Raw genomic sequence first — 21,576 nt, forward strand, 5'->3', positions numbered from 1 at the left:
ATTACAATTGTCCACCGTGCATGTATACCTGACTTATCCCTTTGTGTTGAGTTGGAGTTTGCTGGAGGCGATGAGTGCAGGTTGTGCGATTGTGGCGAGTGATACGGCGCCGGTGCGGGAAGTGATTAAGCATAATGAAACGGGTTTGTTGGTGGGTTTTTTTGATGTGAATGTAATTGCTGAGCAAGTGAGTTTCTTATTAACGAGTCAGCTAGAAAGACAACGATTAGGCGAAATTGCTAGAGGGCTTATTTTGCAACAGTATGACCTCAGCTCAATAAGTTTGCTGCGGCAGAAGTGTTGGGTTAATTCTAATTTAATATTTTGAGTAGCAAAGTTCTGATATATGAATGTTATTCATGCATCCTACGTGATTTTATAAAAATTTAATTTAATGGTTATTTTATGCGTATATTTAAATTTCTATTCATTATTTTTGCATTTTTTTTGGCTTATGTTTTTTCTGATAATGTCAAAGGATATTTCAAGTTTAAGGAGTATTGCAAAAAAGAAGCTGGCTTTCATTTTTATAAGCCCATAGTTAAAAAGAGTGCTTGGTTTGTGCCTTCTAGAGCTGATGCTATGGAAATTTCAGCGCTTAAGGATGTTTCATTCGCACGCTATAAAGATGGTGACGAATATTTTGATGTCAAATACAACTCGGGAAAGCCTTATGAACTCACTTCTTTTGAGGTGAGTCCTTCAGATATGAGTATGAAGACAGCATATAAATTGGTGAATATCTCAAAAGCCATTCACGGAGAGCAGAGATTAAGTGTCTCTGGTAGAGAGGTTGTTGACGAGTCAGGAGGTAAAGTTCTCAGTTTTTATATGTTTTCATATGCAAATTTCGATAGGGATTACACCCCCTTAGATATGAATCCATATCTTTTGTGCGACTCACCAGTAGTTAGTGACAGGCTTACATATGATGATTATTGGGCTGCATTCAATTCAGCATTTATTCAACAGGAAGATTAAGGAGATTTTTGATCATGTGGAATATTGAACTATTAATTAAATATATTTCTGCTGCACAGGCTTCATATGGCAATGTGTTGAGCGGTTCATTTGCTGGTTTAGTTGGCACTCAGGAAAGTGGTTTTACTGAAGTCCAGAAAATTGAGTTAGGGAATAAGTTTTCGCTGGTGCCAAAATCCGGCGTACATAATGAATCTGGATTTCAGGCTGTTCTACTTCAGCCATCGGATGGTGGAAATAAAATTCTTGCAATTCGCGGAAGCGAAGAGATATGGAATGATTTTGTAGACGCAGATTTAACGGACATTGGTCCTGAGGGATTTGCTACAGACCAAGCGCTTGATTTGTATCGATATTGGAAAAGAATAACAACACCAGCAGGTGTCGATGTTAGCTATTCTTTGGCTGAAGTTAATGCATTGTGGGGAATATATGAACTGGGTGATTCCTTTTGGGGATTGTTTGGGGATGTCGCTGCTTTTGCAGACATGCTTAGGTCCGACATTGGGCTAGGTGTGCTTGGTGTTAATGAAGTTGTAGATATCACTGGTCACAGTTTGGGTGGAAACCTGGCCTATGCTTTTGCCTCTATGTTTCCAAATAATGTGAATAGAGTTGTTACGATAAATGCTCCAGGTGTTGATAGGGTGTGGATCAATCCACTGGGAGATGGACAGGATGAATTAGTTGATTTGGGTTTTTCTATTGTTGATGGGTCTAAAGTTACATCAATAAATGCTGAGGGTGATCTTGTTCATCTTGTCAGTGGTGCGCAGCCTGGCACTATTGTTGATATCTCTCAGGAGGTTGGCACGATTCCACTTCTCGATGGGCTGAGTATTAATCACAGTGTTGTAAATAGCCTTGATTCTTTAAACTTAATGAAATTGTTTGCGACATTAGATCCGACTCAAAAGGCTGATCCATCTGGCATCTTGATGCGCATCATTCAACGATCATCTAACGAAGGGATAAACACCTTCGAGAATATGCTTGATGGACTGCGTAAGTTATTGATGGGTGAAAACATTCAGTTTACGCCTGTGGGGTCGAAAAGTGACTTGGAAAAGCGCGAAAAGCTATATGAAAATATAAAAGAGCTTAGTGAGAGCGGACATTTTGTTAATTTAAAGGGGCATGTAACTCTCATTGATTCGTCAACAAATTCTAATGCTGCTAAAACTAATTGGAGTCAATTTCTCTCTTTATATCATGGGTTGCCTTATGCGCTGGATGGAAGTGAGGCAATTCTATCTCAGCTAGATTTCACACTTTATTCAATGTGGAAGGCTGACTCTAATCTGACAATTGAGGAGCGTAAAAATGGAAAGGCCAATTTTTCCGATAGTTGGTATGAAGACAGAGCAAGATACTTGCAACTGTTGATAGAGCGCAATGAAGATAACACAGATTCTGATAACAGCACTGATTGGTTTGGCAAAAATGGTGCTTATATCAGCATTGGTAACTCTTATAGTGATTCAGGAAAGATCTATTCGGGTTTTATCGATGGGGACGATTTAAACGAGGAGCCTTATCCTCCTCGGTTCGTGTTTGGCACCAATGAAAGCAACACTCCAGCCAATACCGGCTCCGACGGTTTTGTCGGCGGCAATGGCAACGACCGCATTTATGGTTTAGGTGGTGATGACAAACTCAATGGATTAAAAGGTCACGATGTTCTTGATGGCGGTGCAGGCGTTGATGAATTGACTGGTGGCGAAGGCGCCGATGTATTAAAAGGTGGTCAAGGAAAGGATGTTTATGTTTTTGATGGCAACTTCGGCCGCGACATTGTTATCGATAGCGATGGCAGTGGAACTATTGTAATCGATGGAGTAACCCTGAGTTCAGTCAAACAAACGGTGAAAGATGGCATTGCGCATCGTGACTCAACCAATACCGTAGAAGTTATAAAGTTTGACGAAGGTGGAAGCACATCCTTATTGGTGACGTCCTTAACAAATCGCAACAACAGCATCCATATTAAAAATTGGAAGGAAGGCGAACTCGGCATTAACCTTGCTGAATTTGAACCCGAAGAGGTAGCAAGCGTAAAACACGTTAGTGGAACTGGCGCAAACGATGCACTCTATGCAGAGCGTGGTAAATACCTAGATGATCGTGGTATGGAACAGATCGGCAATTATGTAGCAAGTGAAATTCACGGAGGCGAAGGTAAAGATTACATTGCCGGCAGTTACGGTGCGGATCGTTTATACGGTGATGGCGGTAATGATTGGATAACCGCCGAAAGTATTCATTTTATTATTCCAGAAGATCCATTACCGAGCACCAGAGGTGATGATTACATTGATGGCGGTGAAGGTGATGATGTCATTACTGGCCGTGCCTGGTCAGGTGCAGAATGGCATGGTGGCGATGGTAAAGATATGCTGCTTGCTAATGTACACATGAATATTGGGGAAACCCAAGCGGACATTAATAATGATAACAAATCTGATGATATTGTTCGTTGGAGTGATTTGCTCAATCATCTAATTTCGGGTTTTAAAATATACGAAGAGCTACAAGGCGATATAAATCTCTATACCATGTCTGCTTGGGCAGGTGTAGAGCCTGGAACCTACACGGGTAATTCGGCGCTGGGTAATGGATGGACTTATGAATTTGTGTTCACTGATCCCGAACCATTACATGATCCCGCTGAGACAAAAGGCAGCGGCATCTCACTTTATTCATATATTAAAGCGTCCAAAAACAGCGAATTTAATTACAGTAATCCTAATGTAAATGACGGCGAAAAACTGTTTCTCCCATCTTCACTACAACTATTGCATGTCCCTTTGCCTCAAGGCGTCACAGCAGAAAGTATTGTCAATACAACCTACTCTTATTTATTTGGTGATAAGGGCGATGATTTGCTCGTAGGCTGGTATGGTCGTGATGAGCTGTATGGCGGTGAGGACAATGATGCACTCTATGGTGAGCAAGGTAATGATCTACTTGATGGTGGAATCGGAAACGACACACTAAGCGGCGGAGACGGTGCAGATATATTACTGGGCGGTGATGGCAACGACGTTTTGATTGAAGATCACATGAGCACTGGCGGTGGCAATGATCTGATGCTGGGTGGAAAGGGAGACGATAATCTTAATGGGTGGCAGGGCAATGATTACCTGGAAGGTGGAGCTGGGGCTGATACACTTCTCGGTGGTGACGGCGATGATATCCTTGTTGGCGATGTTGAAGATAGAGGCTGGGGAGGAGGCCAAGATAACGACATTTATATTATTGAAAATCTTGTCTTTACCAACAGCGAGCTGGAAGCTGCTGCTAATGCATCGCCAGTGCAAAATGCGAATATTTTACCTAACATCACTCCAACAGCTGCGCAAAATAACGAACCCGCGAACACCATCAGTCTGTTTGATGACAACGGCAACAACACCTTGGCAATTGCCGGTGCAACGCTGCTCGAACAAATTAGCCTTAATGCACAGGGGCAAGATTTAATCCTGCGTGTGGGCAATGGAGAAATAATTATCGTTAATGGCCTAAACGACACAATCAATCAGATAGTGTTTGGAGATTCAGCAGAAACTCTCATTAGTCAAGCACAAATCGGCAGTATAAACACCAACGCTGTTGCTATGGATGATGTGATTGCCGCGCGCTTAACTAACGATATCGCACGCACAGCCCAAGCTGCGGGCAGCATGCTGGTGGGCGGTTTGGGTAATGACACCTTAACAGCACATGCCGGTGGCTCTACTTTCCTTGGCAGCAAAGGTAATGATGCACTTATCGGCAATGGCGGTGACGATGTTTATGTTATTCGCTCTAACGATGGGCAAGACACCATCACTGAAAGCGGTGGCAATAATAAAATTAAATTTGCAGAAGGTATTGCGCCTGAGCAAATAATTCTACGCCGTAGCAATGGAAATTTATTGGTACTGGTTGCCAGTGGAGAAAGCATCACCGTCAACGGTATGTTCAATACCATCACAGGTGAAGTGATTGACAGCAATGCGATTCAATCTATTGAATTCGCGAATAAAACCCAATGGGATTTAACACGGATTCTGCAAGAAGCGGAAAAAGGCAGCACCTTAACAGGCACTGATTATTTGGATGTGCTCACCGCCTACGAAAGTAATGACACGCTTATCGGTGGCAAGGGCAACGACAAATTGCAAGGCGATAAGGGCGATGACCATTATCACTTTGCCCTCAATCACGGTGCAGACATCGTCACTGATCTAAATGGCCATGATCACATTCATTTAGCGGATGGTATTAGTGAAGCACACGTTAGCCTGCGCAAAGATACCAACAATAATCTCATCATTCGCATTAACAATACCGACAGTATTACCGTTACCGCCATGTTTGATGCGCAAGGTGCATTAACGACAGGTGCTATAGAAGAAATTCATTTTGGCAATACGGGCGTATGGAATGCGGAGCGTATTGCCTCGGAACTTGCACGCAATCAAGCCCATGTATTTATCGGCACAGATAGCAATGATGTGTTGATGGGCGATAACGCCAATCAAACGTTTATGGGGCATGAGGGTGACGACCAACTGAATGGCGGTGCGGCTAATGATACTTATCAATATGCATTAGGTGACGGCAAGGATGTTATTCAGGATGTAAATGGAATAGATCGTTTGCAATTAACCGGTATTGCGGAAAGTGGTGTTCTTGCACGTCGTGTGGGAGCGGATTTACAGTTAACTATTAATACTAGCGACAGTATCACCATCAAAAATGCCTTTGACGTAAAAGCCGCCAATGTTGTCGCGCCTGGGATAGTCGGCATTATTGAGCAATTACAAAATCGTTGGTTATCACAAGCCGAGGCATTGATTGAAACCCATTATGGATTAACCGGTAGCGGTAACATGCTGCTTGAGTTTGAAATGGATGCCGTGGGTGGCCACGCCGCACATGTAGAGACAATCTACACCCAAGGTGTTAATACGAGTACAAGCGTCAAATTGGTGATTGATTTAGCTGATTTTACTGGCCTGCCAAATGGTGATGGTTATTTATATTACGACCGCATTATCGCGCATGAAATGGTGCATGCAGTGATGTCGCGTAACATGAATACTTCGGTGTTGCCTGGCTGGTTTAATGAAGGTGTTGCTGAATTTATTCATGGTGCGGATGAGCGTGTTGCGGCTGATCTTGGCATTATTGGTATCCAACATAATTTCAATGTATTGTTTAAAACCACTGTTGGCTCACCGGGCATCGGGGCTGGATATTCTGTCAGTTATATTGCGGTTAAATTGTTAGATAAAGAAATTCGCGACCAAGGTGGGCTTGGCATTAAAGAGGTGTTTGATCAACTAAAAGCGGGTAAAACATTAGATCAGGCACTTACCACTGTAAGTGCTGCACATGGTGGTATGTCGGGGGTGTGGAATAATCTTGCATCCTTCGAGTCCCATTTTTTAACAGTCGGTTTTTCGCTATACCCAACATTGCTTAATTTCTCTGATACCGATACCGGCTCAATTGCCGGGTCGGATTATGGCAATGCTTCTCTATCGGCTGAGTCTGTACTTCCTGAAATATCCACTGGTCCCACAAAAAATTTCTCGCTCGTTATACCTGAGCAATATATTTCCTCACCGGAAATGAACGGCGCATTGGAATCCATCGGGTTCGATTCGGGTGCGGAATGGGATCTTGCTCGCATTACACAAGAAGTGCTCAAACCCACGAGCGGCAATGACACCATCCATGCTTTTGATACCAACGATATATTGAGCGGTGCGAAAGGCAATGATCAATTAATTGGTTATGCGGGCGATGACATTTATCGCTATGACTTAGGTGATGGCGCTGATGTCATTATTGATAGTGCTGGAACTGACATGATTGAATTGGGCCAAGATATTTTGGAGGCTGATGTCGGGCTGAAACGTGATGCTGAAAATAATTTAGTCATCACATCAAAAGATAACTCTACTATCACTGTAAATGGTGCATTCGATGCGACTGGTAATTTCTTAGCTGGTGCGGTTGAATCTATTAAATTCCTGAGCGGCGGTATATGGGACTTTACCCGCATTATACAAGAGGTGCTCAAACCAACGAATGGCGATGACACTATTCATGCCTTTGACACTAACGATATCTTGAGCGGCGCGAAAGGCAATGATCAATTGTTTGGTTACGCGGGTAATGATGTTTATCGTTATGCATTAGGTGATGGTAGTGATGTCATTGTTGATAGCGCTGGTGCGGACCAGATTGAATTGGGTACAGATATTTTGGAGGCTGATGTCAGGCTGAAACGTGACGCTGAAAATAATTTACTCATCACATTAAAAGATAATTCCACTATCACTGTAAATGGTGCATTCGATGCGACAGGTAATTTCATGGCTGGTGCGGTCGAATCGATTAAATTCCTGAGCGGTGGCATATGGGATAGTGTAAAAATAAAAGCAGAAGTGGACAAGTCGGGTGAGTTCATTTTAACCGGCACGGTTTCCAATGATACGTTAGTTGGCACGAGCTCGAAAGATGTCCTTATTGGAGGGCGTGGTGACGACCTTTTAATTGCAGGTGCAGGTGATGATGTTTACCAATATGGATTAGGTGACGGCAATGACACTATTGAAGATTCAATGGGAATTGACCGCGTTGAATTAGGTCAAGGCATTTCATCGGGTGACATCACCATTTGGCGAATTAATAATGATTTGATAATTTCTCTGGCAGATGGTGGTGGAATTACTGTACGCGATTCTTTCGATTTTGCTGGCAACTTTGTATCAGGTGCTATTGAAAAAATAATTTTCTTTGGCGGTGAAGAATGGGATTCTACAAAAATTAAATCCAAACTTAGAAGGCTTAACGTTATTGATGGAACTAACGCGAATGATAATTTGCAAGGTACCAATGACGATGATTATATCAGTGGTTTCTCAGGGGCGGACGTACTTACAGCCGGTGCTGGTTTTGATACGTTAGATGGAGGTAGTGGTGATGACCAATTAATGGGGGGAATCGGTGCTACTGCTTACGTGTTTTCTGTAGGTTATGGTTCCGACTCTATCAATAATGCATATCGTGACTGGGGGGCTCTTGGGTTGCATGCCGACACGATTCAATTTCATGAGTCGATCACAGTCGAAAATATTTTGCTTACCCGTGCTGGTGAAGATTTGATGATTGCAGTGCAGGGGAGAGTGGATAGGCTTGTTGTGGAGAAATACTTTTCCGAGGACGTATTATCCAATTATGCGGTAGAAAACCTAAAATTCTTTGATGGAACAGTATGGGATATTAATTATGTGAAGCAGCAAGTTTTACTTGGTTCTTCATCTAATGACGTAATTTATGGTTATGTGCAAGCGGAATCGCTGAATGGGTTTGCTGGCAATGATATGGTTGATGGAGCGGGGGGCAACGATACCCTGAGCGGTGGGCACGGGAAAGATAGCTTGGTTGGTGGTGTCGGGGACGATCTATTAGTCGGTGGTGCTGGTGATGACTTGCTTTATGGTGGGCAAGGTTCAGATACCTACTTTTTTGAAATAGGCTTTGGACACGATAGAATCCTGAATGATGATATTGATCCTTTCGGAGTCAATGTCGATATCATTAAATTTGGCGAGGGAATAAACCCTAATGATTTATCCATATCCCAAGTATCACATGCAGGACAAATTTCTCTTTTACTATCCAGCAGTAATGGAGGTAGTTCTCTTTCTATTGATAGGTATTTTGAAAATGACGCAAATAGTAATTACGCGGTTGAAAGAATAAAATTTTTCAACGGCGTGGAGTGGGATGTTGATTACATCAAGTCAAGTGTCCTGAGCTCTACTGGGGCAAATGATTTCCTTCATGGTTTCGCTACAGGCGATGTTGTCAAGGGTGGTGCGGGAAATGATGAAATATATACATATGGTGGAAATGATTTTATAGAAGGTGAATCAGGTAGCGATCTATTGAGGGGCGGCACGGGCATTGACACGCTTAAAGGCGGCACAGGAAATGATAATCTGTCGGGAGACGATGGAGCTGATATCTATCAGTTTGATGTGGGTTCTGGGCAGGATACGATGCATTTTTATCAAAATGACACTTTAAGATTTGGTGCTGGAATATATTCCCATCAGATAGAATTTTTAAATATTAATAATAACTATATTGTGCTTAAGGTAAATAATCAGGGCGATTCAATTGTTATGTTCGATACCCCCTCGTTGGCGGAAATACAATTTGATAATGGCCAAGTGTGGAATAGTCAATCTATAAGAGATCGCATATCCACTGCTTCTTTTGTAGAAGGGGGTATTGTAATTGGTACCGCAAGTGGAGACATTCTGAATGGTGGTTTCGGCGATGACACTGTGTCAGGTAGCGCAGGAAACGATACGATTGATGGCGGTTTTGGTAACGACTCTCTGGATGGGGGCATCGGAAATGACATTTATATTTTTGGAAAGGGATCTGGGCATGATGTCATTAATAGCAATGACAATACTGCAAACAAAATAGATACTATTAAGATTGAAGAGGGATTGTTACCTTCAGATATTTTGGCTCGACGTTCAGGCGCTGATTTGATTCTTATTGCTCATGATTCTATTGCCAGTTTGATGATAAAAAACTACTTCCGGAATGATGGGACATCTGGTTATAAAATAGAGAATATATCTTTTTCATCGGGAGATGTATGGGATATTGCTGCTGTTAAGTCGATGGTTTTGGTTCCTACTGAACGTGACGATACAATTTATGGTTATGCGGTGAATGAAGTCATATCGGCCGGTTTAGGTGCGGATAGTATTTATGCTGGCTCAGGTGACGATATTCTTGATGGTGGTGCGGGATCAGATGTTTTGGATGGAGGTGTTGGTGGCGACATCTTCAATTTTGGCCGAGGTTATGGCTCAGATACAATTGAAGGTGTTTGGGATAAAGTTGGCGTCAAACCAGATGTCTTGCAATTAGGTGATGGTATTGTCATTGATGATCTTTCATTCGTTCATTTTCGCGGTGAGGGATTGATAATATCGATTAAGGGAACGCAAGATAAAATTTCAATTTATAACTATTTTTCTGATGGTGTAATAACTAATCGCGTTGATTTGGTTAGGTTTTTCGATGGTACCACATTAACTTTTGATCAAATAAGGTTGATGACAAATATTGGCACAAATGCAAACGATCTTCTTTACACCAATAGCGATACTTCGTTAATCGGTTTTGACGGTAATGATGATTTGTACTCAGAGGGTGGACTAAGTTCTTTGCTTGGAGGCGATGGTGACGATGCATTGCATACAAATGGAAATAATCTGTTGGATGGTGGTGCAGGTATAGATCTTCTTAAAAATGAGTACACCGATGGCATAGACAACAATATTCATATCGGGGGGCTTGGTGATGATGTAATTTCCGACCAGGGTGGGCATGATACATATCGTTTTAATCTAGGAGATGGATTTGATAAGGTTGTCGATAGTTCTGGAATAGATACTCTTGAATTTGGCATTGGAATTACTCAGGATGACATCATTTTTACTAATGAGCATGGCGGGGTTGTAGTTACTTTTAAGCATTCACCTTATGATAAAATACAGTTTTCCGGATGGAATTTGGATAGTAGGGCGTCATATCTAGATGGAAAAATCGAAACAGTTAAATTTTTTGATGATACATCGATAAGTTTTGATGATGCGCCATTATTGGATGAAACTATTCCATGGGTTACACCGCTTGAAATTAGAAGTGACGCCAGCTGGCTATATGTTGGTGGGCGTGCAGAACAAAGTGCCGCGGTATTTATTCATGATTCTGATGGCTTCCAAGTAGGTGCAGGCAATACCGATACCGTCCATGGATATTTTAATATAACTTTGGATAAAGTTTATTTAACGGGAGAAGATCTGTTTTTGTCTGTCCGTGATGCGGCAGGAAATACATCGGCTCCTCAAATTGTTAAAACTCCCGATAAAACGGCACCAACAGCACCGACCGCGAGTTTCGATGAGGTAGGCAAAGTTATTACCGGTGTAGCGGAGGCAGGCAGTACTGTCAGTGTTAAAAATGCAGGCGGCACCGTATTAAAAACGGCTACAGCAAACGCCACGACCGGTGCTTACACAATTACGCTAACCACGGCCTTAATCAATAAGGAAGCAGTTAGTGTTACCGCAAAAGATGCTGCGGGAAATGTTTCTGCAGTGACACCATTGATTGCACCGGATAAAACCGCACCCTCTATACCAACAGCAAGTTTTGATGCCGCTGGCTTGATAATTAGTGGTGTAGCTGAAATGGGTAGCACGGTGATCGTTAAAAATGCGAGCGGAGTTGAATTAAAAACGGCTATCGCAAACGCAACAACAGGTGCTTATTCGATTACGCTGACCACAGCGTTAATTAATAAGGAAACCGTAAACGTTACCGCAAGAGATGCAGCAGGAAATATTTCGGCAATCAAAGCCATTAATGCCCCTGACAAAACAGCGCCAACAATTCCCACTGCGAGTTTCGATCCAACAGGAAAAATCATTACCGGTGTGGCTGAAGCAGGTAGTACAGTTAGCGTTAAAAATGCGGGTGGCACCGAATTGAAAACAGCCATAGCAAATGCAACCACCGGCGCTTACACGATTACGTTGACTACGGCCTTGATCAATAAAGAAACCGTTAACGTGACTGCAAAAGATTCAGCAGGCAATATCTCTGCCATCAGAGCCATTATTGCACCGGATAAAACAGCGCCAACAATTCCCACTGCGAGTTTCGATCCGACAGGAAAAATCATAACCGGCGTGGCTGAAGCAGGTAGTACAGTTAGTATTAAAAATGCAGCTGGTACTGAGTTAAAAACAGCTATTGCAAACGCAACAACTGGTGCTTACACGATTACGCTGACCACAGCGCTAATCAATAAAGAAACCGTTAACGTTACTGCCAAAGATGCAGCTGGAAATATTTCGGCAATAAAAGCTATCGTTGCACCGGATAAAACAGCGCCCTTAGCGCCGACAGCTAGTATTGATACTTCCCGTAAAATCATTACGGGTACTGCGGAGCCGGGTAGTGTGGTTGAGGTAAAAAACACCGCGGGTACAAAGTTGGGTCAATTCACGGCTCACGCAACAACTGGGGCCTACACCATCACTTTAGGGACCGCACTAGCCATCAATCAAACGGTAAATGTTACAGCGAAAGATGCAGCGGGTAATGTTTCTCCAATTAGACCTGTGGTTGCTCCCGCCATGGCAAATAAAATGTTGGCTAGGCCCCAGTTTGCTAACAATCTTGGAATTCTCGAAACGGTCGCTGCTTACGCAAGTGAAAAGGCATCATTGGCTGCTTTTGGTAGTCATACAGAGACGGTTATTGCCAGTGCCACATCAGATTCCTTTGCTGCAACTCTGCCAGATAATAGAGATCGGTACATATCGGGCAATGTTGATATTAATGCATTGATTCAGGCTATGGCGTCATTCGAGCCAGCCGTTGGAGTGGATATACGTAATCGCATAGCTTCTGTTGATCAGCATCAGGTTATACTTGCTACTAGTAGTTAAATCTTGGTTATTATGTCCGGCGAAAATATCAATTATCGATATGAGTAGCCGGATGTAAGTTCTTATTTTTTAATGTAGTTTCTTCTCAAAAAAGCTTTCTATAGATTGCATCAGTACTATAGCGGTAAATATAAAAGAGTATTTTCAATCATCAACATTTATACTGCATTGGCGCCGACTAATGCCGGTGGGCAGAATACTGTCAATTAATACTCACATTTATAATGAATAATTCCATGTCAGTTTCACGTTATTGCTCTGCAATTGTCAGTGTGTTTGCGTTACTGCTGGTGATCTTTACCTTGATTATCCCCAATCGCCTCACTGATATTCACTTTTCATCCCTCCTGGTTTTTCCACTTGAATTATTGCTTGTCGGTCTATTGCTATTGCCGCCTGGTCGTATCGGCTTGGTTGTGCGTTGGGTGATGGCTGCTCTCCTGGCTTTGGGCGTCATTTTTAAATGTGCGGATATGGCGACTTTCAAGGTGTTTGCGCGACCGTTTAATCCGGTATTTGATGGCTATTTATTTGCTAACGGGATGAATTTGCTCAACGGGGCAATTGGTAAGGCTGGGGCATTGTTAGTGGCAGTGCTGCTGGCGTTGCTGGTGCTGGCAATTATCGCAGGTGCTTTCTGGGTGTTGGGGCGGGCACAAGGAGTGTTGTGTGTTTCAGTGCGCAAGTCTGCGACCTTGTTAGTGGGTGGGTTGGCTCTCTGGTCGGTATTATTTTTTGTTGAATCTCCGCGCGCATCAGTAGCGTTTTATCAACACTTGGCCGCGCATGCGCGCGATATTCTTGTTACTGCAGCGGATATCAAATCATTTAATGCGCAGTTGGCTAAGGTTGATGCGGTTGCCCCCACTGATGCAAATTTATTTGCTCTCTTGCGCAGCAAAAATGTGCTGGTGATATTTGTTGAATCCTATGGCCGCACGGTGTTGGATAATCCTGAATTTGCGCCGCAGATCAGTCCCTTGCTGGAGCGCACCACGGGAGAATTAGCGGAGAAAGGTTTTACAGCGCGCAGCGGTTTTTTAACCTCGCCGACGGTGGGTGGGTTGAGTTGGCTTGCACATGGCACTGCTATGTCGGGCTTGTGGATTGATAACCAGATTCGCTACAACAGTTTAATGATCAGCGAGCGACCATCGCTCAACCGTCTATTTAACAAAGCGGGTTGGCGGACTGTAGCGGTAATGCCTGCAATTACCATGGATTGGCCAGAGGGAAATTATTACGGTTATGAGCATATTTATGATGCGTATAATCTTGGTTACCAGGGCAAACCTTTTAATTGGGTCACCATGCCCGATCAATTCACTCTCGCCGCGTTTCATGCGCGTGAGCTTGCCAAGCCCGCTATTAAATTGGCGCATACACCGGTAATGGCAGAAATTGCGTTGATTTCATCCCATGCCCCCTGGACACCTGTTCCGCAATTAATCGATTGGCATTCTGTTGGCGATGGCTCTGTGTTTAATGAGCAAGCGATAAGTGGTGATAGCCCGGAAGAAGTTTGGAAAGATAGCGTGCGCATTCGTTTGCAATTTCGTTTATCCATTGAATATGCGCTGCAAACCATTGCGTCTTATGTCATGAATTATGGCGATGATAATTTGGTGCTGCTGGTGTTGGGTGATCATCAGCCCGCGCCTATTGTGACGGGTGATAGCGGTCACCTGACAAGCAGCGCGCGCGATGTACCAATCCATTTAATTGCGCGCGATCCGAAGGTGATAGACGCGGTAGCGCATTGGCAATGGACGCCGGGAATGTTGCCCGCGGCCGATGCGCCTGTGTGGCGCATGGATGAGTTGCGCAATAGATTAATAGAGACTTTTTCACTGCCCGCGCATTAGCGCGGCAGCGCCAATAAATCCCAATGTCCAATGGTGCAATTACCCTCTGCAATATTGGTAAGCCGAAATTTTTTCCAATCGTCCAGCTCGCTTTCTGTTAAACCATAATGTTCATTGACTGCTGCGGTAATACCATTAATTAATTCGTTTAGCATAGGCTGGTCTTTTGCTCCCAATTGCCAAGGGCTGGGTTTAAGGCTGACGTTATAGCCTTTGTTTTCCAGTGCTTTTTGCAAGTAGCCAGTGCACTCGGGGCCGAGTGCAGGCCCAAAACCTTTATCGCGGCGTTGGTCCTGATTAAATGCGGCCAACACTTTTTCATCGAGCGGATGTGCCGGTGTCCATGTGGTGGTGCCATCATAATTCAGCGCTGCGTAGACGGCGGTTTTGCGTGCATCGAGTCGATCGATCAATGCATCAATAAATGCAGCTGATGCGAGATCAAATAAGGCCGAGGCAGAAACTATATGTGTACCTGTGAGTGGCAGTTCACCCACAATGTTCAAATCCGCCTGATAATCTTCAATTAAATATTGTTTGCCATGGCGGCGCAGGGCTTCATCCAATAATTTTCCATCCAGGTCCACCAGTCGCCACACAATATTGCTTGCGCCCAATTTATTCAGTGCACGCAAGCTGGAGCCAGTACCTGCACCCAGGTCAACAATAATGCGGTCGGGTGATACAGGGTCAGTTGCCTGGCCAAGCCATTCCAGCGCTTGTGTTGCCAGTGTTTTATCGCGCGCGGCAAAATCGGCGCCTTCACGTAAATCCAGCCATGCGATTGAAAAACTACTCATTGGTTACTCACTTTTTCTGTTCGTTTGATTAATCAGGTGTGCGACTACTGCCGCTGTATCTTTCCAGTTTGGGAGATGGTGTGCAGCAGCTTGTGCGCCGGTTTGGAATTGTTTGCGCAAGGATGTGTCGGCCAATAATTTATGCAGCGCATCTGTGAGCGCAATCAAATCATCTGGTGCAACTAAAATACCGGCGCTATCGGGCACAACCGCAGGTACCGCACCGGTGCGCGCGGCCACAATGGGTAAACCAAAGCTCAGCGCTTCCGCAAACGCCATCCCATAGCCTTCAAATAATGATGGCAGCACAAACAGATCGGCATTGGCATATTCGCTGGCTGAATCGGCCACATTGCCGACAAACAGGATGCGCTCTTTCAACCCGTAAGTGGCCACTTTATTTTTTAACAGTGCAACCCATGCAGGATCAAAATTCATTCCGCCAACAAAACGCGCGCTCCATTCGAGGTGTTTAATTCTGGCGAGTGCATCAATCAATAGATCATGGGCTTTGCGGCGGGTCAGTGTTGCCAGAGTTAACAGTACCGGCGGATTGCCATTGCAGGGCGCAAATGTTTGTGGGTCAGTGCCTGGCAGTGCAACAACAATTTTTGTGGCGGGAATCGCAAATTGTTCGATGAGAATTTTACCGGTCATATGGCTGGTGACTATCACCGCTTTTGCCGCATTAAGCGCGCGTTGCTCTGCTAAAAAAAGTTGCTGCATTTGCGCAGTCGATAAACCTGCTTCCAGCATCAGTGGGTGATGGCAGAGTGCAATAATATTCAAACGTGCTGCATGTTGTATAGCAATAGTGTCCATGACTCCGTAAGCGAGGCCATCAGCAATCACTATGGCTTGGTCGGGCAGGGCAGCAAATTGCGCGGCAGCATCGGCGAGCGCTTCTGCATCGGGTACCGGGAAGCGATTGGATAAGTGGAGATGTTCAATCTTGTGACCCAGTGCTTGCAACTCTGCGATCAATCGTCTGTCATAGGAATAACCACCGGTCAAGGTGTTGATATCGCCAGGGATTGCAAAAAAAAGTTCAGCCATTACCGCAACGCTCGTTGAATTTTTTAGTTAAACAAAGCCGCACAATTCTCTACCAGTGCCGGGTGTATTGCCAGTAAATTAACTGGCTGGATTTGGCCATTTATCAGCAAAAATATACACTTGCCTGTTGAATTATGAGCATAAAAAGCAGTGTTGTGCGCAGATCAATACTAATCGGGAACTTGCCTTGCCTATTGCGATACTGAGCCGTAAGATCGCGGCCTGCGTATAGATATTACCTTTCACATTGAAGATGTTGTGTATGTCAAAACCATCTGTTACTCGCACTGCAGCCGCTCGAATTCCCACTCGGTACGGGGATTTCCAATTGTGTTACTACACCAATACCTCGGACAATAAAGAGCATCTGGCTTTTTATATGGGGGATCTGGCGCAGGCAGAGGCTGTGTTGGCTCGCGTCCATTCAGAATGTTTTACCGGTGATGTGCTGGGTTCATTGCGCTGTGACTGCGGTGAGCAATTGGATCGCGCATTGGCGTTGGTTGCAAGCGAAGGATTGGGCGTGGTGATTTACCTGCGTCAGGAAGGGCGCGGTATTGGCCTTGAGCAAAAGTTGCTGGCGTACAATTTACAAGACCAGGGTTACGATACAGTTGACGCCAACCTGATGTTGGGTCATGGTGCTGACGAGCGAAGCTACTCGCTAGCAGCTTGCATTCTCGACGATTTGGGTGTGCAATCAGTACGCTTGATGACCAATAATCCTGCCAAGATCAACGCCTTGCAGGCCGAAGGCATCAAGGTGGTTGCGCGTGTCCCGCTGGAGATTGCAGTTAACGCTGAAAATCAGGGGTATATGATCACCAAGGCCAAGCGTATGGATCATCTTTTATTTAGCAAGCCGTTTGTTTCATCCCATCACAGTGATTTGCATGAACCTCAACCAACGAATTGAAGACTGGCTGTCCGATAATAAAAACGCTTTTCGTTCGCTCGACCGGCCCTTTGTTACCCTCAGCTATGCACAGAGCCTCGATGGCAGTATTGCGCTGCGCTGCGACGAACCGCTCGCATTGAGTGGTGATGAGTCGCTGCGTTTAACGCACCAATTGCGCAGCATGCACGACGGCATTTTGGTCGGCATAGGCACCGTATTGAGTGACGATCCACAGCTCACCGTGCGCCACTGGATTGGTCACAATCCACAACCAATTGTATTGGATAGCCAATTGCGCATTCCCGCAAAAGCACGTTTGTGTTGCTTGCCGGATAAACGCTGCTGGGTGTTAACCACCGTTGATGACCAGGGCACAGTGATTGAAGGTTTGGAAATTACTGCGCTGGAAGGCAATGCGGATGGTCAAGTATGTTTGCAGCGCGCGCTAAAATTATTGTGGAGCCGCGGTATTAAAAGTTTAATGGTGGAAGGTGGTGCAAGTGTTATCAGCGCTTTTTTAAAAGCCCGTCTGGTTGATGCACTGGTGCTCACCATCACCCCGCAATTTGTTGGCGGTTATAAAGCCGTGAATGATTTGGGTAAAGTATCGCGCTGCGCATTACCCAAACTAAAACCCTTTTTCTCCGAGCGTTTGGGTGATGACCTGATCGTGTGGGGTAATTTGGATTATGGTGATTACGCAGCATGACGAATACGCTTATCAAACAACACTCAGTGCATGCGCAACAACTTTGGTTTACCGGCGTTGAACAAGTTGCCGTGCGCGAACACATTCTTGCTGCACTGTGTGCAGATGAATTACTGGTCGAAGTGGAATGCTCAGCGATCAGCGCCGGGACTGAAATGCTGGTGTATCGCGGGCAAATCCCCAACGATATGGCACTCGATGCGACTATCACCGCGCTACAAGATCAACAGCAATATCCACTGCAATACGGCTACGCCAGTGTCGGAATTGTGAAAACCATTGGCATCAATGTGGATGCCAAATGGCTCGGTCAGCGCGTATTTGCCTTTCAACCCCACGTCAGCCATTTCATCACCACACCTGCAAACCTTATCCCTGTTCCTGCCGATATAGCAGCGGAAGATGCCGTATTTTTGCCCAATATGGAAACCGCCGTGAATTTGATTCAAGACGGCAGCCCTGCGCTGGGCGAACGTGTTGTGGTATTGGGGCAGGGTATAGTGGGTTTATTGCTTGCAAATTTATTGGCGCAATTCCCTCTGGCGCAATTACATGCGGTAGATGCGATGCCATTGCGCCGTGAACGCGCTTTGCAGCTCGGTGTAAACAATGTGTTCGATCCTTTTTCTTCTGCAGATACCCGTGCGCTTAAGCAACAATTAACGGTTGCAGAAAATAACAAAGGCGCTGATCTTATTTATGAAGTCAGTGGCGCTCCTGATGCATTAAATCTTGCGATTGGGTTAAGTGGTTTTGCCAGCCGGATTGTTATTGGCAGCTGGTATGGCAATAAAACGGCAGCGATTGCGTTGGGTGGTGAGGCGCATCGCAATCGGTTAAAAATTACTACCAGCCAGGTCAGCAGCATTGCGCCGGAATTAAGTGGTCGCTGGGATAAGACCCGCCGCTTTGATCTCAGTTGGCAAATGTTGCGCAATTTGCACCCCAGCCAATTAATCACTCATCGCTTCCCACTCAGTGATGCACCAGCGCTTTATCAACGTTTGCATCAATCGCCGGCAGAGATACTGCAGGCTATTTTTTCTTATTCACATTCTTAAATTTCTTCAGATTATCATTTTTTAGTAGGCAGGAATTGTTATGTATACCGTTGCAGTTACCCGCGATTTTATCGCCAACCATTTTCTGATCGGCGGCGATTGGGGCAGTGAAAATTTTCCGCACGCACATCACTATGTAGCGGAAGTCAGTATCGAAAGTAACCAGTTGGACAAACACGGTTATTTAGTGGATATCGTAGAAATAGAAGCAGCGCTGGATAAAGTGGTCGGTTATTTTCGTGATAGCCTGCTAAACGATAAAGAAGAATTTGCCGGGTTAAATCCCAGCATTGAACATTTCAGCCGCATTATTAATGAAAAAATTATCACGCTGATTCATCCGCCCGGTACTGGCTCGCTCAATATTAAATTGTGGGAAAACGCTACTTGCTGGGCGGCGTATCGCAAACAATTTTAACTTTCTCTTATCACTTTGGTTTGCGCGTTGGTGGAATTGCTAGCGCGCAAACAGGCAAGTCCAATTATCAATACGATCGCATCACGTACACGCATTAACGCAATTAAACCCAGTGCGGCGCTGGCAGGTAAATTCAACGCGTGAAATGACCAGAGTACAGACGCCTCAATAGTGCCAACTCCACCGGGCATAGGTAACAAAAGCGCCATCCGCATCGCCACCAGAATAATAAGAAAACTATGCAGGTCTGCTTCAATTCCCACAAAGCGCAAAATCAAATACAGCTCGCCTAATAATACTGCCCAGCCGAGTAGTGATAATAGAATCGCAAGCAGAAAACGTGTTTTTTGTGTGCGCAACGCAATACGTAAATCATCACCCAATGATTGCCAGTGTTGATTGATATTGTTCAAGCGATGATTGTGTTGCCAGCGCGCGGCTATGCGTTCAAGGCGATTGTTTATCCATTGCGGTTGTTTTATTAGCATCCATGCGAGCGAAAACATCAGGCCTAAAAAAATCAGTAGTGGCACCAGCGCAGTTTGCCAATCGCCGATTGTGCTAGTGGTATTGTTGTCGCCGCTATTGTCGCCAATACCGGTAAGTAGTAGCAGCACGGCCAATAGCAGCACTGAAAAATTAATCCACAACTCAAAAAAGCGATCCAAACCAAGCGACAAAAGTGCTTTGGGCAGCGGCAGGCCGTATTTATATAACCAATAGACTTGTAGTGGTTCGCCACCAAATTGTGGGCCAGGTGTAATAAAGCTCACTGCTTGCCCCGCTTGGCGAATCGCTAAAAGCCTTAGCAGTCCTATCGGTGCGCCTAGCGCGATATTTAGCAGTTGCCAGCGCAGGCCGAGCACTAGAATAATCATCCCATTCAACCCTAGCCAAAAAATCCATTGCATTGTGCTAAGTGAACTAATGCTGTTGGAGATTTCTGCAAGTGGTAGTTGTGCTAGTGTCCATGCACCCAAACTCAAAGCGACTAACCACAAGAGTAATGTAAATAATTTGGCGCGCTGCATCAGGATTGCTCCTCGCCATCGCGGCGCTTAACCCAGCGGTCATCCCACTGCCACAAGCTGAAGCGGCCAGTGCCCAATAACATTAACCAAACGCTGCTAAAAATAATCACCGTGATGATGCCATCGATTTGTTTGTCGTCGTGCAAGAGTGTAATCAGTACTAACAGCGCGAGTGCGCATACGCGACCAACCAGCCCCACTAATGTTGCACCGGCAATGATCAGCAAACCCGATGCCCATATGGATGAAAGAGAATTGCCGTTAAATATAAACAGCACTGTCGCGATGAGCACTGATGCGCGCAACAGCGGCTGAAAAATATTATGGCTAAATAGTGCGAGGTGATTGAATACCTGCTGAGTGGTAGCAGTAGCCGGAATTCTGCCGCTCACAATTAACCAATCCACGATAAAACCCAGCAGGATTGGCAGCATAAACGCAATGCCGATAATCATAGTCAGCGGGGCATGGAAACAGGGCAATAAAATAAAGGCGACAAAACCCATTTGGAAGCCCGCCAGCGTGCGGCGCAACATGCTGGGCATTAGTGGATAAACCGGTAAATGATGCATGCGCCGCCAATACAATCCCCATACAAAAACATAATAGGCTGCGCTCACCAATAAAAAACTCCAGTGAAGTTTGCCATAACCTACAGCAAGTAGTGGCGCGACTAATAATCCCAATGCGTCGTATACGGTATCCAGCTCGTTGCCCAATAAACTGGTGTGTTTGCTACGCCGCGCGACATAGCCATCCATGCGGTCGAGAATGGCGGCGATGCAATAGAGCACACCGGGAATCCAGGCCATTAATCCTGTCGCTTGCGGCTGAAACAAAAAACCACCGGTCAATGCAATCAGTCCACCGCGCACTATACTTAAGTGATTGGCCAAGCCCAGTGTTGGATATAATGCATCTTGTGCGCTGACGCGGTTTAAATCGAGCCGTCTCCATAATTGCCACCCGACAAACATCCACAAGGCCATCGCAAACAAATACCACTGCCCTGCATTAAGGTGTGTGAATTGATGGATGCCAATAGCGGCTACGATCAACAGTGCTATGCCGAGAATGCCAATTGCTTGAGTTTCACGTTTGATTGGTTGCAACATGGTTCGGGTATCTGAATAAAATCAAAGAAAGCTATCCTATACAGCCCATTTGGGTTTGGGGAGTAAAAACTGCTTTTCCCTCGGGCTTGT

Annotated in this window: 12 protein-coding genes; 8 read left to right on the plus strand and 4 right to left on the minus strand. The window is 45.0% G+C overall.

Annotated features, from left to right (window positions below; translation table 11 throughout):
* From B4E62_RS07860 to B4E62_RS07875, 4 genes are all read left to right on the plus strand, one after another.
* A partial coding sequence (locus tag B4E62_RS07860) for a glycosyltransferase (protein ID WP_331351680.1) occupies nt 1-328 on the plus strand: 328 nt, incomplete at its 5' end.
* Between the two features lie 77 nt (nt 329-405).
* The gene (locus B4E62_RS07865) at nt 406-981 is read left to right on the plus strand and encodes a hypothetical protein (protein ID WP_331351681.1); all 576 of its coding nucleotides are present in this window, start codon (nt 406-408) and stop codon (nt 979-981) included.
* Nucleotides 982-995: 14 nt separating this feature from the next.
* Complete coding sequence (locus B4E62_RS07870) at nt 996-12,533, plus strand: flagellinolysin (protein WP_331351682.1); 11,538 nt, start codon at nt 996-998, stop codon at nt 12,531-12,533.
* 236 nt (nt 12,534-12,769) lie between these two features.
* Entirely contained in the window at nt 12,770-14,398 is a 1,629-nt protein-coding gene (locus tag B4E62_RS07875; RefSeq protein WP_331351683.1) for a hypothetical protein, read from the plus strand.
* On the opposite strand, the gene B4E62_RS07880 is transcribed toward B4E62_RS07875, so the two are convergent.
* Entirely contained in the window at nt 14,395-15,198 is an 804-nt protein-coding gene (locus tag B4E62_RS07880) for a class I SAM-dependent methyltransferase (RefSeq protein ID WP_331351684.1), read from the minus strand. The two genes, B4E62_RS07875 and B4E62_RS07880, sit on opposite strands and share 4 nt — an antisense overlap.
* Before the next feature lie 3 nt (nt 15,199-15,201).
* Nucleotides 15,202-16,254: a glycosyltransferase family 4 protein gene (locus tag B4E62_RS07885; protein ID WP_331351685.1), complete on the minus strand. Its 1,053-nt coding sequence runs from the start codon at nt 16,252-16,254 to the stop codon at nt 15,202-15,204.
* A 262-nt stretch (nt 16,255-16,516) separates the two neighbouring features.
* Between B4E62_RS07885 and ribA the strand changes: the two genes are divergently transcribed.
* The 4 genes from ribA to B4E62_RS07905 are packed head-to-tail and all read left to right on the plus strand — an operon-like array spanning nt 16,517 to nt 19,340.
* Entirely contained in the window at nt 16,517-17,170 is a 654-nt protein-coding gene (gene ribA, locus B4E62_RS07890; RefSeq protein WP_331351686.1) for a GTP cyclohydrolase II, read from the plus strand.
* Nucleotides 17,148-17,861 (plus strand): RibD family protein, encoded by a 714-nt coding sequence (locus tag B4E62_RS07895; protein WP_331351687.1) that lies wholly within the window; start codon nt 17,148-17,150, stop codon nt 17,859-17,861. The genes ribA and B4E62_RS07895 overlap by 23 nt, the downstream gene beginning before the upstream one ends.
* Entirely contained in the window at nt 17,858-18,922 is a 1,065-nt protein-coding gene (locus B4E62_RS07900) for a zinc-binding alcohol dehydrogenase (protein WP_331351688.1), read from the plus strand. The genes B4E62_RS07895 and B4E62_RS07900 overlap by 4 nt, the downstream gene beginning before the upstream one ends.
* Before the next feature lie 40 nt (nt 18,923-18,962).
* On the plus strand, nt 18,963-19,340 hold the full coding sequence (locus B4E62_RS07905) for a 6-carboxytetrahydropterin synthase (protein WP_331351689.1): 378 nt from the start codon (nt 18,963-18,965) through the stop codon (nt 19,338-19,340).
* Here B4E62_RS07905 and B4E62_RS07910 read toward each other — a convergent pair.
* Both B4E62_RS07910 and B4E62_RS07915 read right to left on the minus strand, forming a co-directional pair.
* The gene (locus tag B4E62_RS07910) at nt 19,337-20,371 is read right to left on the minus strand and encodes a lysylphosphatidylglycerol synthase transmembrane domain-containing protein (protein ID WP_331351690.1); all 1,035 of its coding nucleotides are present in this window, start codon (nt 20,369-20,371) and stop codon (nt 19,337-19,339) included. The genes B4E62_RS07905 and B4E62_RS07910 overlap by 4 nt on opposite strands.
* A complete protein-coding gene (locus tag B4E62_RS07915) occupies nt 20,371-21,486 on the minus strand; it encodes a CDP-alcohol phosphatidyltransferase family protein (protein WP_331351691.1) in 1,116 nt (371 codons plus the stop codon). Before B4E62_RS07915 ends, B4E62_RS07910 begins: the two co-directional genes overlap by 1 nt.
* Between the last annotated feature and the right edge of the window lie 90 nt (nt 21,487-21,576).

Source organism: Cellvibrio sp. UBA7671 (assembly GCA_002483145.1).
Taxonomy (GTDB): domain Bacteria; phylum Pseudomonadota; class Gammaproteobacteria; order Pseudomonadales; family Cellvibrionaceae; genus Cellvibrio; species Cellvibrio fibrivorans.

What these genes read in the sequence shown, in the direction of transcription:
- B4E62_RS07865 (WP_331351681.1), top strand. Translation starts at nt 406, where the DNA reads ATGCGTATATTTAAATTTCTATTCATTATTTTTGCATTTTTTTTGGCT.
- B4E62_RS07870 (WP_331351682.1), top strand. Translation starts at nt 996, where the DNA reads ATGTGGAATATTGAACTATTAATTAAATATATTTCTGCTGCACAGGCT.
- B4E62_RS07875 (WP_331351683.1), top strand. Translation starts at nt 12,770, where the DNA reads ATGTCAGTTTCACGTTATTGCTCTGCAATTGTCAGTGTGTTTGCGTTA.
- B4E62_RS07880 (WP_331351684.1), bottom strand. Translation starts at nt 15,198, where the DNA reads ATGAGTAGTTTTTCAATCGCATGGCTGGATTTACGTGAAGGCGCCGAT.
- B4E62_RS07885 (WP_331351685.1), bottom strand. Translation starts at nt 16,254, where the DNA reads ATGGCTGAACTTTTTTTTGCAATCCCTGGCGATATCAACACCTTGACC.
- ribA (WP_331351686.1), top strand. Translation starts at nt 16,517, where the DNA reads ATGTCAAAACCATCTGTTACTCGCACTGCAGCCGCTCGAATTCCCACT.
- B4E62_RS07895 (WP_331351687.1), top strand. Translation starts at nt 17,148, where the DNA reads ATGAACCTCAACCAACGAATTGAAGACTGGCTGTCCGATAATAAAAAC.
- B4E62_RS07900 (WP_331351688.1), top strand. Translation starts at nt 17,858, where the DNA reads ATGACGAATACGCTTATCAAACAACACTCAGTGCATGCGCAACAACTT.
- B4E62_RS07905 (WP_331351689.1), top strand. Translation starts at nt 18,963, where the DNA reads ATGTATACCGTTGCAGTTACCCGCGATTTTATCGCCAACCATTTTCTG.
- B4E62_RS07910 (WP_331351690.1), bottom strand. Translation starts at nt 20,371, where the DNA reads ATGCAGCGCGCCAAATTATTTACATTACTCTTGTGGTTAGTCGCTTTG.
- B4E62_RS07915 (WP_331351691.1), bottom strand. Translation starts at nt 21,486, where the DNA reads ATGTTGCAACCAATCAAACGTGAAACTCAAGCAATTGGCATTCTCGGC.